Here is a 14,498-nt window from a genome sequence, read left to right on the forward strand (position 1 = left end):
CTTTCTTTTGCCTACTTTTCTTTGCGGCGGCAAAGAAAAGTAGGTGCCGCCCCGCACAGGGGCGACGCGTGAATGGCCAACACCGTAACGCGGATGCCAGCGCAAACACAAGCAAACCACCCAGCGTCGCAGACAAAACCAAACCAAAAAAATCAAACCTGCGGCGTAGGAAAATAAACCCCAGCGCGTTGCGCCGCATTCGCAATATGCTTCTCGATAGCCAGTCCAGCCGCATGCGGATCGCGCGCCTTGAGCGCATCAAGAATCGCGCGATGCTCATGATACGTAGTCAGCACGAGTTCACGCCGATAGAACGGCATCCGCTGACTTTCCTTCATGATGTCAGCGCTACTCCGCAAGATCGACTCGATAGCGGCATTGCCCGCAATATTGACGATCCGCATATGAAAGTCGAAGTCCAGCTGCGCGGCGTCATCGAGCTCGCCATTAGTCAGCGCCGTATGCAACGAAGCAATATTGTCCTCAAACCATTCGACGTCATCATCGCCAATAGCCAGCGCAGCCATGCGCGCAACAAAGCCTTCCAGCGCGAACCGCATCTGATAAGTATCCGGCAACGACGACTGATCGGCGAAACGCCACGGATGCGCCGACGACGCCTTCGTCGACTGCACATACACGCCCTTACCCGGACGAATCGTCAACAGCCCGAGCGCTTCGAGCGTCGATAGCGCCTCGCGCAGCGACGCACGGCTGATATCCATTTCCTCCGACAACTGCCGCTGCGCCGGCAACAAACTGCCGACGGGATAAACGCCACCCTCGATCCTCTCGCGAATCGTCGAGATGGCGGAGTCGGTAACAGTATGCGGCACGTTTTTCATGATGTCGGCAGCGGCTCGGTGCGGTCTGACCAGTATTGTAGAACGGCTTTCAATGTTTCGCGCAAACCTTCACCCACACGCAAGTTCCGGGCGAGAAGTCCGGTCAGACCAGACCGGGTAAACACCCTCCCGACAATCCTTGACCTCACTATATCGGTTTCCTACTATTGGCCATAACAGTACTGGTCGGACCAGTATGAACAGATGTTCAAAACCCAACTCGTGACGGGGAGAAAGCCGTGTTGAAGTTTTTCAATTCGCTGTTTGGCCGGGTGGTGATCGCTCTCGTGGCGGGCATCGTGCTCGGAGCGCTATTTCCGCATTTCGCGCAGTCGCTGCGTCCGTTGGGCGACGGCTTTCTGAAGCTGATCAAGATGGTGATCGGGCCGATCGTGTTCTGTGTGGTCGTCAGCGGGATGGCGCACGCAGGTGATCTGAAGAAAGTGGGGCGCGTCGGCCTGAAGGCCGTCGTCTACTTCGAAATCATGACGACGATCGCCCTCGTGATCGGCGCGGTGCTCGCGTATGCGACGCGGCCGGGCGTCGGCATGAACATCGATCTGCATACGCTCGACGCCGGGTCGCTGGCCACCTACACGGAGCACGCGAAGAGCCTGAAGGACACGGCCGGCTTCCTGCTGAAGATCATCCCCGACACCGCGATCGACGCGTTCGCGAAGGGCGACATCCTGCAGATTCTCGTGTTCTCCGTGCTGGTCGGCTCCGCGCTGTCGCTGCTCGGGCCGCGGGCGCAGCGCGTCAACGATCTGATCGACGAACTCGCGCAAGTGTTCTTCCGCGTGATGAGCTTCATCATCAAGCTCGCGCCGCTCGGCGTGCTGGGCGCGATCGCGTTCACCACGGGCACGTATGGCGTCGAGTCGCTGAAGCAGCTCGGCATGCTCGTCATCGTGTTCTACGCGAGCTGCATCGTGTTCGTCGCGGTCGTGCTGGGTGTCGTGATGCGTCTCGCCGGGTTCAGTGTGTTCAAGCTGATCCGCTATCTGCGCGAAGAACTGTCGATCGTGCTCGGGACCGCTTCGTCCGACGCCGTGCTGCCGCAGATCATGCGCAAGCTCGAATGGATGGGCGTGAAGGATTCGACCGTCGGTCTCGTGATTCCGACCGGCTACTCGTTCAACCTCGACGGTTTCTCGATCTATCTGACGCTCGCGGTGATCTTCATCGCGCAGGCGACGAATACGCCGCTGTCCATGCACGATCTGATCGTCGTCGTGCTGGTGTCGCTGGTGACGTCGAAGGGCGCGCACGGCATTCCCGGCTCCGCGATCGTGATTCTCGCCGCGACGCTCTCGGCGATTCCCGCGATTCCCGTGCTCGGCCTCGTGCTGATCCTGCCCGTCGACTGGTTTGTCGGTATCGCCCGCGCGCTGACGAACCTGATCGGCAACTGCGTCGCGACTGTCGTCGTCGCCGTGTGGGAAAACGATATCGACAAGGCGCGCGCGCGCCACGTATTGAACCTCGACAGCGACTACCGCTTCGTCCCCGCAAGCACCGATCACGACAACAACACGGCTCACGCGAATCCGGCGCACGCCGTCTGACAACGCTTTCCGCCATCTGACCGACCACTCATGGCAAACGCGGCGGACTCACGGTCCGCCGCCTCTCATCTCACTCGAACTCGACACTGAACCGATCATGGCCAATCCGATTCTCGATCCGAACGCACCCGCCTTCACGCGCCGCTACATGAACCTCGCCGACCCGCGCCTGGGCGCGAAGGCGCTGTTTGCCAGCGACGAATTCTTCGCACCGAAAGAGCGGATGCTCGACCCGCAGCCTGCCGTGTTCATCCCCGGCAAGTACGACGATCACGGCAAATGGATGGACGGCTGGGAAACGCGCCGCAAGCGCACGACGGGCCACGACTACTGCGTGGTGCGGCTCGCGCGGCCGGGCATCGTGCATGGCGTCGATCTCGATACGAGTCACTTCACGGGCAATTTCCCGCCGGCGGCCTCGATCGAAGCCTGCTATTCGAACGACGACGTGCCCGCCGACAACGCCGACTGGCAAACCCTCGTCCCCGCGACCACGCTGCAAGGCAATCAGCACCATTACGTCGAAGTCACCGATACGCGCGCGTTCACGCATCTGCGCGTGAATCTGTATCCGGACGGCGGGCTTGCGCGTCTGCGCGTCTATGGGCAACCGAAGCGCGACTGGGAGCGCAGCGAGCGCGGCAGCCTGCTCGATCTGGCCGCTGTCGAAAACGGCGCGTATCTGGTCGCCGCGAACAATCAGCATTTCGGGCCGGCCTCGCAGATGCTGATGCCGGGACGCGGCGTGAACATGGGCGATGGCTGGGAAACGCGTCGCCGCCGCGAGCCGGGCAACGACTGGGCGATCGTCGCGCTCGCGCGGCCGGGCGTGATCCGCAAGGTCGAAGTGGATACTGCGCACTTCAAGGGCAATTTCCCCGATCGCTGCTCGCTGCAGGCGGCGTCCGTGACGGGCGGCACCGACGACTCGCTCGTCACGCAAGCGATGTTCTGGCCTGTTCTGTTGCCCGAACAGAAGCTGCAGATGGACAACGTGCATACGTTCAGCGCCGAACTCGCCGCGCTCGGCCCCGTGACACATGTGCGGTTCAACATTTACCCGGACGGTGGCGTATCGCGCTTGCGCCTGTGGGGCGAACTCGAATAACACACGCTGCACGGCAGAGACGATCGATGGAGACGGCCATGAACACACTGCGCATCGAGCGCCTGACACGAGACGCGTTCGCCCCATTCGGCGACGTGATCGAACTGGACGGCGCGCGCCACTATCCGATCAACGAAGGCACCACCGAGCGTTATCACGACCTCGCGAAGGTCGATGTGAGCACGCAAGGCGGCCGTCCGTTGATCAACGTGTTTCGCGCGCAGCCCCGTGCATGGCCGATCGAAATCGCGATGATGGAGCGGCATCCGCTCGGCAGCCAGGCGTTCGTGCCGCTGTCGGATGCGCCTTATCTGATCGTCGTCGCACCGGCCGGCGATCTCGATCCAGCGAAGCTAAGAGCGTTCTCGACGCGCGGCTGGCAGGGCGTCAATTACGCGAGAGGCGTCTGGCATCATCCGCTGCTAGCGTTGGAGCGCGTGAGCGAATTCCTCGTCGTCGATCGTGGCGGAGAGGGGCCGAATTGCGATGAATTGGCGTTGCCGCAAACGTGGCGTCTGGAGCGTGAATCGTTCGAAACAGCGGCGATTTAAGGGTTTGGTAAGCAGAAGAAAGCAAAAGGCCCGGTCGACGAATTCGACCGGGCCTTTCTGCGTCTTACTGGCAATTCTGTCCCGGCCGCGCATCGCGAAAATGCCCGGAAATCCGCGTCAATGCTTGCGATGCGGGCATTTTTCCTTCGTGCACACGCCATAGAGCGCAAGCGCGTGTTCCTGCAGCTTGAAGCCGCGTTCTTTCGCGATTGCCTGCTGGCGGTTTTCGATTTCAGGGTCGAAAAACTCTTCGACTACCCCGCAGTCGATACACACCAGATGGTCGTGGTGCGTTCCTTCGTTTAGCTCAAATACGGCTTTACCCGACTCGAAGTTGCTGCGCGAAAGCAGGCCCGCCTGCTCGAACTGCGTGAGCACGCGGTACACCGTGGCGAGCCCGATATCCAGTTCTTCATGCAGCAGGCTGCGGTAGACATCTTCGGCGGTCATATGGCGCACCGGGCTGTGCTGAAAGATTTCCAGAATCTTGAGGCGCGGTAGGGTCGCCTTGAGTCCGATATTCTTCAGATCGGTTGGATTGGTCATGGCAAGGGATCCCTAGAGTACAATGCAGGGTTCTAATGGTAATGTGAATTGCTGTTCAGGTCATCTTACACGGAAACACGCGCGGCTCGCGTAGCCCGCACGGTGAGGGAAATGATTCCAAAAGCTCTATTGATCAACCGGGGGAGCCGCGTACGGCGTACCTTGATCGTCGCGGCGGCGGTGGCGGTTCTTGCTGGATGTTCCACGTATGACAGCCTGACTCAGCGTTTTGCCCAAAGCATCACGCCGTACCGCATTACCGTGGTTCAAGGTAACTTCGTATCGAAGGAAGCGGCTGCGCAAATGCAGGTTGGCATGTCGCGCGCTCAGGTCCGGCAGGTACTCGGCACGCCGCTTCTTTCCGACATGTTCCACGCGGACCGCTGGGACTACGTCTTCTATTTCAAGCGCGGTTCGACGTCAGTCGTCCAGCAGCGCGATTTCATCGTGATCTTCACGGGTGATCGCGTCGCGAGCTGGTCGGGCGGCGAAGATCTGCCGTCCAACCTCGAACTGCTCGCCGAAATCGATGGCGATCGCACCGGCAAGAAGGTGAAGGTGGCGCCTGTCGTCGCCAGCGGAACGGCCGAGGCGAGCGCGGCGGCAGCTGCGAACGCGCCCGCGCCCATTACGGTGCCCGATACCGTGCGCTCGGCCACGTCGGACGCCGCGCAGGCCGGCAATCTGCCCGCAGTCGACGCGAACGCGCAGGCCGCACAGGCTGCGAACCGCCTGACCAACGCGGTGCAATCGCCCGCGCCGGGCGCGACGCCGTCGGTGCGCGCGAACACGCCTCCGTCTAACGGTGGCGTGCCGCAGAACGCAACGGAGCCGGGCCAGCCGCAGATCCGCTTCACGCGTCCGCCGCCTCCGCAGATGCAGGGCGTACCGAGCGACAACCCCGTTGGCCCGACGGGCCCAACTGGCCCGGAAAGCAACAACGGCCAGTCGAAAGACGCGCCCGCCAAGTCGTCGCAATCTTCCTCGCAATCGGGAACGACCACGGGAACGGGCGGCTGATTCCGTTGTCCGTAACATGACGGGCGGCGTGTCCGCCCGTCATGTGTCTTGCCGCGATGCCGCTTCGCTGTGAGACGTCGCCCGCTTCGTATCTTTTGTCGCCTCTCGGCGCGCTGCCTGTCGGCGCGATGTTCAGGCGCTGTTAGCAGGACTACCCATGAAAATTGCCATCGCCGGCGCGTCGGGCCGCATGGGCCGGATGCTCATCGAAACCGTCCTCAACGATCCTGAAGTTACGCTGTCGGGCGCGCTCGACCGCACCGGCGCGCCGCAACTCGGCCAGGACGCCGGCGCGTTTCTCGGCAAGCAGACGGGCGTGCTGATGTCGGACGATATCGACGCCGTGCTCGCGCAATCCGACTATCTGATCGACTTCACGCGCCCCGAAGGCACGCTCGCGCACATCGACGCGGCGCTGCGCACGAACACGAAGCTCGTGATCGGCACGACGGGTTTCGACGACGCACAAAAGGCGCAGATTCGCGCCGCGTCGGAAAAAATCGGCATCGTGTTCGCGTCGAACTTCAGCGTCGGCGTGAACGTGACGATGAAGCTGCTCGAATTCGCTGCACCTCATTTCTCGCAGGGCTACGACATCGAAATCGTCGAGGCGCATCACCGTCACAAGGTCGACGCCCCCTCGGGCACGGCGCTGACGATGGGCGAGGTGATCGCCAACGCGCTTGGCCGCAAGCTCGAAGATTGCGCCGTCTACGCGCGCGAAGGCGTGACGGGCGAACGCGATCCGTCCACCATCGGTTTTTCGGCGATTCGTGGCGGCGATATCGTCGGCGATCACACGGTGCTGTTCGCGGGCATCGGCGAGCGCATCGAAATCACGCACAAGGCGGCGAGCCGCCTGTCGTACGCGCAAGGCGCGGTGCGCGCGGTGCGTTTCCTCGAAGGCCACCCGAACGGCCTGTTCGACATGCAGGACGTGCTCGGCTTGCGCTAAGCCCCGCGTGAGCCTGTTCTCACCCGCCAAGGCGTCGTAGCCGAGGCGACCAAAGAGCTCCGATGGCAGACACCGGCATCCTCCACTACCTGCAAACCAGCGATGCCATCACGCATGGCGTCGCGTACGTGTTGCTGGCGATGTCGGTTGCGAGCTGGTGCTTCCTGATCGTCAAAAGCTGGATTCTGAGCCGCGCGAAGCGGCAAGGGCCGCGCGCCGTCGCGCGGTTCTGGCAGGCGCCGACGCTGTCCGAAGGCGTCGCAGCGCTGCGTCTCGCGGATCGCGAGCACATCTTTTCTCCATTGGCGGAAGCGGCGCTGCAGGCGTCGGAAGTCGAGACGCCGGGCGTGCTGCTCGCGCGCGTCGAACGCAGCGAACGCGTACTGCGGGCGCTGCGCCAGGCGCTGCACCGCTCGCAACGGCGGCTCGAGTTCGGGCAGGTACTGCTGGCGTCGGTGGGCACCACCGCGCCGTTCGTCGGCTTGCTTGGCACCGTGTGGGGCATTTATCACGCGCTCGGCAGCATCGCACAAAGCGGGCAGGCGATGATCGAGAACGTCGCGGGTCCCGTCGGCGAGGCGCTCATCATGACGGCGTTCGGTCTCGTCGTCGCGATTCCCGCCGTGCTCGCGTATAACGTGCTTGGGCGGATGGTGCGACAGTTGTCGGAGGAACTCGACGGCTTCGCGCACGATCTGCACGCGTATGTCTGCGCGCCCGCGGGCGATGCGTCCGATAACGCACGCGGCGGCGCGAGAGACGCCCACGGCGAACGGGCGCCGGCGCGGACGCAGGCATAGAGCCGCATCGGGCTCGGCGCCAGGCAGACAAGCAGGCGCATCGGCAAGTATCAAACGGGAAGAACGAGGCACGACACATGGCATTCGGCGGACTCGACAGGCACAAGACGGCCGCGCCGATGGCGGACATCAACATGACGCCGCTGATCGACGTGATGCTGGTGCTGCTTGTCATTTTCATCATCACGGCGCCGCTGTTCACGCACGCGATCCGGCTGGATCTGCCGCGCGTCGCGGCCGCCGAGGCGCGCGAGACGCCGCAGACCATCACGCTGTCGATCGACGCCGCGGGCAAGCTCTACTGGAACGACAAGCCCATCACGCTCGACCAGATGCGCGCGCAGTTCAACGACGCGGGCAAGCAAAAGGAACAGCCGGAAATCCATCTGCGCGCAGAGCGCTCGACGCGCTACGAAGTGATCGCGCAGGTGATGGGCGCGGCGCAGCAGGCGGGTCTGGAGCGGATCGGTTTCGTGACCGAGCCACCGCCGGGCGACGCCAAAGCGCGCCAGCCGACGCCTGCCGTTGCCGCATCGGCCGCGCAGTAAGCCGAAGCAGCCCGCGCACCGGGCCAACAGCACGCTTTCACCACTCATCACGCCGAATCGGCGCGCAAAACGCATCGCATACGCTCAATCGCGCGCGGCGTGAACCCGGCCGAACGGTATAATCAGCCCTTTCCCCTTGACGAGAGGGGAATCGACAAGACTTTCATCACGCAGAGCACCGTGCCGGTGCCGAAGCAACCGAACAGCGGCACCGAACAGCGATCCCATCACACCATGCACGAAAAATACGTTCCCTCCGACGTCGAATCCGCCGCGCAAGGACAATGGCGCGCCACCGACGCGTACAAAACGACGGAAAAGGCCGACAAGCCGAAGTTCTATTGCGTTTCGATGCTGCCATATCCGTCGGGCAAGCTGCACATGGGGCACGTACGCAATTACACGATCAACGACGTGATGTACCGCTATCTGCGGATGAACGGCTACAACACGCTGATGCCGATGGGCTGGGACGCGTTCGGCATGCCCGCCGAAAACGCCGCGATGGCCAACAACGTGCCGCCCGCAAAGTGGACGTACGACAACATCGCGTACATGAAGAAGCAGATGCAGTCGATGGGTCTTGCCATCGACTGGTCGCGCGAAGTCGCCACCTGCAGCCCGGACTACTACAAGTGGAACCAGTGGATCTTCCTGAAGATGCTCGAAAAGGGCATCGCGTACAAGAAGACGGGCACCGTGAACTGGGACCCGGTCGATCAGACCGTGCTCGCGAACGAGCAGGTGATCGACGGCCGCGGCTGGCGCTCGGGCGCGCTCGTCGAGAAGCGCGAAATCCCGATGTACTACATGCGCATCACGCAGTACGCGGATGAACTGCTGAACGATCTCGAAGGCCTCGGCTGGCCCGAGCGCGTGAAGATCATGCAGCAGAACTGGATCGGCAAGAGCTTCGGCGTGACCTTCGGCTTCCCGTACGAACTGGACGGCGAGCAAAAGCTGCTGCGCGTGTTCACGACGCGCGCCGACACGATCATGGGCGTCACCTTCTGTGCGGTCGCCGCGGAGCACCCGCTGGCGACGCATCTCGCGCAAGGCCGGCCGGAACTGCAGGCGTTCATCGACGAATGCAAGCACGGCGGCGTCGCCGAAGCCGACATGGCGACGATGGAAAAGAAGGGCATGGCCACGGGCTTTTTCGTCACGCATCCGCTGACGCAGGAAAAGGTCGAGGTGTGGATCGGCAACTACGTGCTGATGAGCTACGGCGAAGGCGCCGTGATGGGCGTGCCCGCGCACGACGAGCGCGACTTCGCGTTCGTGAAGAAGTACGGCATTCCCGTCAAGCAGGTGGTCGCAGTCGAAGGCCAGCCGTTCTCGACGGACGCCTGGCAGGAGTCGTACGGCGACAAGGAAAACGGCGTCCTGGTCAACAGCGGCAAATACGACGGCCTCAAGTACAGCGAAGCCGTCGACGCAATCGCCGCTGATCTGAAAGCGCTCGGCCTCGGTGACAAGCAGGTCACGTGGCGTCTGCGCGACTGGGGCATTTCGCGCCAGCGCTACTGGGGCACACCGATCCCGATCATCCACTGCCCGTCGTGTGGCGACGTGCCGGTGCCCGAGAAGGATCTGCCCGTCGTGCTGCCGGAAGATCTCGTGCCGGACGGCACGGGCAATCCGCTCGCCAAGTCGGAAGCGTTCCTGAACTGCACGTGTCCGACCTGCGGCGCGGCCGCGAAGCGCGAAACCGACACGATGGATACCTTCGTCGATTCGTCCTGGTACTTCTATCGCTACGCGGCACCCGACGCGAAGACGATGGTCGACGAGCGCACCGATTACTGGATGCCGATGGATCAGTACATCGGCGGTATCGAACACGCCATTCTTCACCTGCTGTACTCGCGTTTCTGGGCGAAGGTCTGCCGCGATCTGGGCATCGTGAAGTTCGGCGAGCCCGCGAAGAACCTGCTCACGCAGGGCATGGTGCTCAACGAAACGTATTACCGCGAAAACGACGCGGGCAAGAAGACCTGGTACAACCCTGCCGACGTCACCGTCACGCACGACGACAAGGGCCGCCCGGTCGGCGCGACGCTGAACGCCGACGGCCAGCCCGTCGTGCTGGGCGGCGTCGAGAAGATGGCGAAGTCGAAGAACAACGGGGTCGATCCGCAGGTGCTGATCGACCAGTACGGCGCGGATACCGCGCGTCTGTTCACGATGTTCGCGGCTCCTCCGGAGCAGCAGCTCGAATGGTCGGGCGCGGGCGTCGAAGGCGCGAGCCGCTTCCTGCGCCGCGTGTGGTCGTTCGGCCAGGCGAATGAAGCGGCGCTCTCGCAGGGCGGCGCATTCGACGCCGCGAAGCTCGCCGATACCGACAAGACGCTGCGCCGCGAGATCTACAGCGTGCTGAAGCAGGCCGATTTCGACTATCAGCGTCTGCAGTACAACACGGTCGTGTCGGCGGCGATGAAGATGCTCAACGCGGTCGACAGCGCGAAAGGCGCGAGCGCCGCTGTGCTGCGCGAAACCTACGGCGTGCTGCTGCGCGTGCTGTATCCCGTCGTGCCGCACGTCACGTTCCAGCTGTGGCAGGAACTCGGCTACGAAGCCGAGTTCGGTACGCTGCTTGACGCACCGTGGCCGAAAGTCGACGAAAAGGCGCTGGAGCAAAGCGAGATCGAACTCGTGCTGCAGGTGAACGGCAAGGTGCGCGGCGCTGTGACGGTCGCGAAGGACGCATCGCGCGAAGCGATCGAAGCCGTCGCGCTCGCGCACGAGATGTTCGCGAAGTTCAGCGAGGGCAAGCCGGCGAAGAAGGTGATCGTCGTGCCGGGCCGCCTCGTGAACGTCGTCGTCTGATGCACGCATCGATTGCGCTTTAACTGCGAACCAGGAGCTCATGTGACTCGCAGATCGTTTTTGACTCTGGCGTGCAGCGCGGCGCTGCTGTCCGCGTGCGGCTTCCAGTTGCGCGGCCAGCAGGACTATGCGTTCAAGCGCCTCGCCATCGCGGGCGCGTCGGCGCCCGTCTCCGCGCGCCTCACGCGCATGGTGCAGGGCGGCAGCGACACCGTGATCGTGAATTCGCCCGCCAATGCCGACGCCATCCTGTCGATTTCCGAAGGGCGCGGCAACAGCGTGCTGACGTTGAACTCGCTGGGCGTTGTCGAAGAATATGCGCTCGACTACTGGCTGAACTACACGGTGCGCGGCGCCGACGGCACGTTGCTGATTCCGCCGAGCGCGATCCATCTGAATCGCGCGATGACGTATAGCGATCAGTTCTCGCAAGCGAAGGCTTCGGAAGCGGACATCCTTTACGCGGACATGCAGAACGACGCCGTCGATCAGTTGATGCGCCGTCTTGCCGTCGTGCGTTCGCTGCATCCGGCGCCGGGCCAGGAAGTGCCGGGCGTCAATCCGCGAGCACCGCTGCCGCCGCCGCCGCTTTGATCCACAGCATCGACCTGCTTTCACTCTCGTTCATCCGTCGCCATGCAACTGCGTCTTGACGCGCTCGAAGCGCATCTCGCGAAAGGTCCCGCCGGTCTGTACGTCGTGTACGGCGACGAGCATCTGCTCGCGCAGGAAGCGTGCGACCGCATCCGCGCGGCGGCGCGCGCAAACGGCTTTACCGACCGCACGGTGTTCACGGTGGAGCGCGGCTTCGACTGGAGTTCGCTGCTTGGCGCGAGCCAGTCGATGTCGCTGTTCGGCGACCGGCAACTGGTCGAATTGCGTATCCCGACGGGCAAGCCCGGCAAGGAAGGCGCGGACGCGCTGAAGACGTTGGCCGCGTCGGCAAATCCCGACGTGCTCACTCTTGTCACGTTGCCGCGCCTCGACGCGGCGACGCAAAAGGCTGCATGGTTCACCGCGCTGGCCGACGCGGGCGTCGCGTTGAAGATCGATCCTGTCGAGCGCGCGCAATTGCCCGGTTGGGTTGGGCAGCGTCTTGCGCAGCAAGGCCAGCGCGTTGCGGCGGGCGAAGAGGGCAAGCGCTCGTTGCAATTCATCGCCGAGCGCGTCGAAGGCAATCTGCTCGCTGCGCATCAGGAAATCCAGAAGCTGGGGCTGCTGTATCCGTCCGGCGCGCTGTCGTTCGAACAGGTTCACGACGCCGTGCTCAACGTCGCGCGCTACGACGTGTTCAAGCTCAACGAAGCAATGCTCGCGGGCGACGTCGGCCGTCTGTCGCGGATGATCGACGGGCTGAAGGGCGAAGGCGAAGCGGCCGTGCTCGTGCTGTGGGCTGTCGTCGAAGAAATTCGCACGCTGCTGCGCATCAAGCGCGGTGTCGAGGCGGGCAAGCCGCTGCCGATGCTGCTGCGTGAAAACCGCGTGTGGGGCCCGCGTGAGCGGCTCGTCGGGCCGGCGCTGTCGCGTGTGACGGAGGCCTCGCTGGAAAAGGCGCTGGCGCTCGCGGCGAAGCTCGATCGACAGGTGAAGGGGTTGTCGGGCGGCACGCCGGGCAATCATCGCAACGACCCGCCGCCCGATCCGTGGGCGGGACTTTTCGAACTCGCGATGGCCGTCGCGGGCGCATCCGCTTCTCCGGTGCATGGCATGCCAAACCGGCCAGCTCCAGCGCGACCGGCGCCAATGCGCCGACCGTCGTAGGCTGTCGCACGCCTGACGGATCTGGCCGCTGATCTCGCTTCAATAACGCGAGCGTATCGGCGGAACACCGGATCTATCCCAAACGCGGCGCGGCAGCCTTTCCCAGCCTGTGACACGGCGCCGCTCGCCCGAGCAGACAACTGTCACACGTCATACAATCGGCGGATCGTTCCGCTTACAGAAATTGTCTGCCGCATCCACGCAAAGAGCGGCACAACGGGAATCATCATGGATATCGACCAGTACATGACCGACCTCGGCCGCCGCGCGCGGCACGCATCGCGTGCGATGGCGCGGGCGTCGACGGCGGCGAAGAATGCCGCGCTCGAAGCCATTGCAGTCGCCATCGAACGCGAGACGGCCACACTGAAAGAGGCGAATGCGCGTGACCTCGCCCGCGCTCGCGACAAGGGCCACGACGCCGCGTTTATCGATCGTCTGACGCTGTCGGACAAGGCGTTGAAGACGATGGTCGAAGGCTTGCGGCAGGTGGCTGCGCTGGCCGATCCGATCGGCGAGATCAGCGGTCTGAAGTTCCGGCCGAGCGGGATTCAGGTCGGCCAGATGCGTGTGCCGCTGGGCGTGATCGGCATCATCTACGAATCGCGGCCGAACGTGACGATCGATGCGGCGGCGTTGTGCCTCAAATCTGGTAACGCGACGATCTTGCGCGGCGGATCGGAAGCGCTCGAATGCAACACGGCGCTGGCGAAGCTGATCGGCGAAGGGCTCGAAACAGCGGGCTTGCCGCAGGAAGCGGTGCAAGTGGTCGAGACGTCCGATCGTGCCGCAGTCGGCAAACTGATTACGATGACCGAATACGTCGACGTGATCGTGCCGCGCGGCGGCAAGAGCCTGATCGCGCGTCTGATGGAAGAAGCGCGCGTGCCGATGATCAAGCACCTCGATGGCATTTGCCATGTGTATGTCGACGATCGCGCGGACATCGCGAAGGCGATGACGGTCTGCGATAACGCGAAGACGCATCGTTATGGCACGTGCAACACGATGGAGACGCTGCTCGTTGCACGCGGCATCGCGGCCGAAGTGCTGCCGGCGCTCGGCAAGCTGTATCGCGGCAAGGACGTGGAACTGCGTGTCGATCCCGCGGCGCGCAAGGTGCTCGAAGCGGCGGGCGTCGCGCCGTTGGTCGATGCAACCGAAGAAGACTGGCGCACCGAATATCTCGCGCCCGTGCTGGCGATCAAAGTGGTCGACGGCATCGATCAGGCGATCGAGCACATCAACGAATACGGCTCGCACCACACGGATGCGATCGTCACCGAAGATCACGACCGCGCGATGCGCTTCCTGCGCGAAGTGGATTCGGCGAGCGTGATGGTCAATGCATCAACGCGTTTTGCAGACGGCTTCGAGTTCGGGCTGGGCGCTGAGATCGGCATTTCCAACGACAAGCTGCATGCGCGCGGCCCCGTCGGATTGGATGGGCTGACATCGATGAAATACGTCGTGCTGGGGCACGGCGAAGGCCGTCAATAATTTCGAACATCGAAACAAAAAGAAGGATTAATGCCGATGTTGTGGATCAAGACGTTTCACATCGTTCTGGTGGCCTCATGGTTCGCGGGGCTTTTCTATCTGCCGCGGATCTACGTGAATCTCGCGATGGAGACCGATCCGAACGCGGTGAAACGCCTCTTGATCATGGCGCGAAAGCTGTTTCGCTTCATGACGTTCATTGCAGTGCCGGCGCTGGCGTGCGGTCTGTGGCTTTGGCTTGCGGTCGGCATCGGCAGCGGGCAAGGCTGGATTCACGCGAAGGTCGGCGTGGTGGTGCTGCTGATTATTTATCACGCGTATTGCGGCGTGCTGCTGCGCACGTTCGAGCGCGGTGAGAACCGGCGTTCGCATAAGTGGTATCGGATGTTCAATGAACTGCCCGTTCTTGGGATGCTCGCGGCGGTCGCGTTGGTAGTCATCAAGCCGTTTTAGGTTTCGATCTAATC

At 63.1% G+C, this 14,498-nt stretch carries 14 protein-coding genes; 12 read left to right on the plus strand and 2 right to left on the minus strand.

The window, feature by feature from the left end; all coding sequences use genetic code 11:
• Positions 1-152: 152 nt before the first annotated feature.
• Positions 153-845 carry a FadR/GntR family transcriptional regulator gene (locus SB822_RS31065; protein WP_007588559.1) on the minus strand — a complete coding sequence of 231 codons (693 nt, stop codon included), beginning with the start codon at positions 843-845 and terminating at the stop codon, positions 153-155.
• A 239-nt stretch (positions 846-1,084) separates the two neighbouring features.
• On the opposite strand from SB822_RS31065, the gene SB822_RS31070 reads away from it, so the two are divergent.
• From SB822_RS31070 to SB822_RS31080, 3 genes are all read left to right on the plus strand, one after another.
• Positions 1,085-2,413 carry a C4-dicarboxylate transporter DctA gene (locus tag SB822_RS31070; protein WP_007588556.1) on the plus strand — a complete coding sequence of 443 codons (1,329 nt, stop codon included), beginning with the start codon at positions 1,085-1,087 and terminating at the stop codon, positions 2,411-2,413.
• A 97-nt stretch (positions 2,414-2,510) separates the two neighbouring features.
• Positions 2,511-3,521, plus strand: coding sequence for an allantoicase (alc, locus tag SB822_RS31075; protein WP_007743818.1), 1,011 nt, complete (start codon positions 2,511-2,513; stop codon positions 3,519-3,521).
• A gap of 38 nt (positions 3,522-3,559) precedes the next feature.
• Positions 3,560-4,072 carry an ureidoglycolate lyase gene (locus SB822_RS31080; RefSeq protein WP_410856353.1) on the plus strand — a complete coding sequence of 171 codons (513 nt, stop codon included), beginning with the start codon at positions 3,560-3,562 and terminating at the stop codon, positions 4,070-4,072.
• Positions 4,073-4,189: 117 nt separating this feature from the next.
• On the opposite strand, the gene fur is transcribed toward SB822_RS31080, so the two are convergent.
• The gene (fur, locus tag SB822_RS31085; protein WP_410856354.1) at positions 4,190-4,618 is read right to left on the minus strand and encodes a ferric iron uptake transcriptional regulator; all 429 of its coding nucleotides are present in this window, start codon (positions 4,616-4,618) and stop codon (positions 4,190-4,192) included.
• A gap of 111 nt (positions 4,619-4,729) precedes the next feature.
• Between fur and bamE the strand changes: the two genes are divergently transcribed.
• From bamE to SB822_RS31130, 9 genes are all read left to right on the plus strand, one after another.
• Positions 4,730-5,638, plus strand: a complete 909-nt coding sequence (gene bamE, locus SB822_RS31090) for an outer membrane protein assembly factor BamE (RefSeq protein WP_007743814.1) — start codon at positions 4,730-4,732, stop codon at positions 5,636-5,638.
• Positions 5,639-5,795: 157 nt separating this feature from the next.
• Positions 5,796-6,593, plus strand: coding sequence for a 4-hydroxy-tetrahydrodipicolinate reductase (gene dapB, locus SB822_RS31095; RefSeq protein ID WP_007588549.1), 798 nt, complete (start codon positions 5,796-5,798; stop codon positions 6,591-6,593).
• Between the two features lie 62 nt (positions 6,594-6,655).
• Positions 6,656-7,393 carry a MotA/TolQ/ExbB proton channel family protein gene (locus SB822_RS31100; protein WP_410856355.1) on the plus strand — a complete coding sequence of 246 codons (738 nt, stop codon included), beginning with the start codon at positions 6,656-6,658 and terminating at the stop codon, positions 7,391-7,393.
• Positions 7,394-7,470: 77 nt separating this feature from the next.
• Positions 7,471-7,941, plus strand: coding sequence for an ExbD/TolR family protein (locus SB822_RS31105; RefSeq protein WP_007588547.1), 471 nt, complete (start codon positions 7,471-7,473; stop codon positions 7,939-7,941).
• A 234-nt stretch (positions 7,942-8,175) separates the two neighbouring features.
• Positions 8,176-10,770 (plus strand): leucine--tRNA ligase, encoded by a 2,595-nt coding sequence (gene leuS / locus SB822_RS31110; RefSeq protein WP_007588546.1) that lies wholly within the window; start codon positions 8,176-8,178, stop codon positions 10,768-10,770.
• A gap of 42 nt (positions 10,771-10,812) precedes the next feature.
• Complete coding sequence (gene lptE, locus SB822_RS31115; protein WP_007743805.1) at positions 10,813-11,364, plus strand: LPS assembly lipoprotein LptE; 552 nt, start codon at positions 10,813-10,815, stop codon at positions 11,362-11,364.
• A gap of 42 nt (positions 11,365-11,406) precedes the next feature.
• Positions 11,407-12,531: a DNA polymerase III subunit delta gene (holA, locus tag SB822_RS31120; RefSeq protein WP_007588543.1), complete on the plus strand. Its 1,125-nt coding sequence runs from the start codon at positions 11,407-11,409 to the stop codon at positions 12,529-12,531.
• A gap of 228 nt (positions 12,532-12,759) precedes the next feature.
• On the plus strand, positions 12,760-14,031 hold the full coding sequence (locus tag SB822_RS31125; protein WP_007588541.1) for a glutamate-5-semialdehyde dehydrogenase: 1,272 nt from the start codon (positions 12,760-12,762) through the stop codon (positions 14,029-14,031).
• A 30-nt stretch (positions 14,032-14,061) separates the two neighbouring features.
• Positions 14,062-14,484: a CopD family protein gene (locus tag SB822_RS31130; RefSeq protein ID WP_086918270.1), complete on the plus strand. Its 423-nt coding sequence runs from the start codon at positions 14,062-14,064 to the stop codon at positions 14,482-14,484.
• Positions 14,485-14,498: the final 14 nt, after the last annotated feature.

It is taken from the genome of Paraburkholderia sp. SIMBA_054 (assembly GCF_046534875.1).
GTDB lineage: Bacteria > Pseudomonadota > Gammaproteobacteria > Burkholderiales > Burkholderiaceae > Paraburkholderia > Paraburkholderia hospita.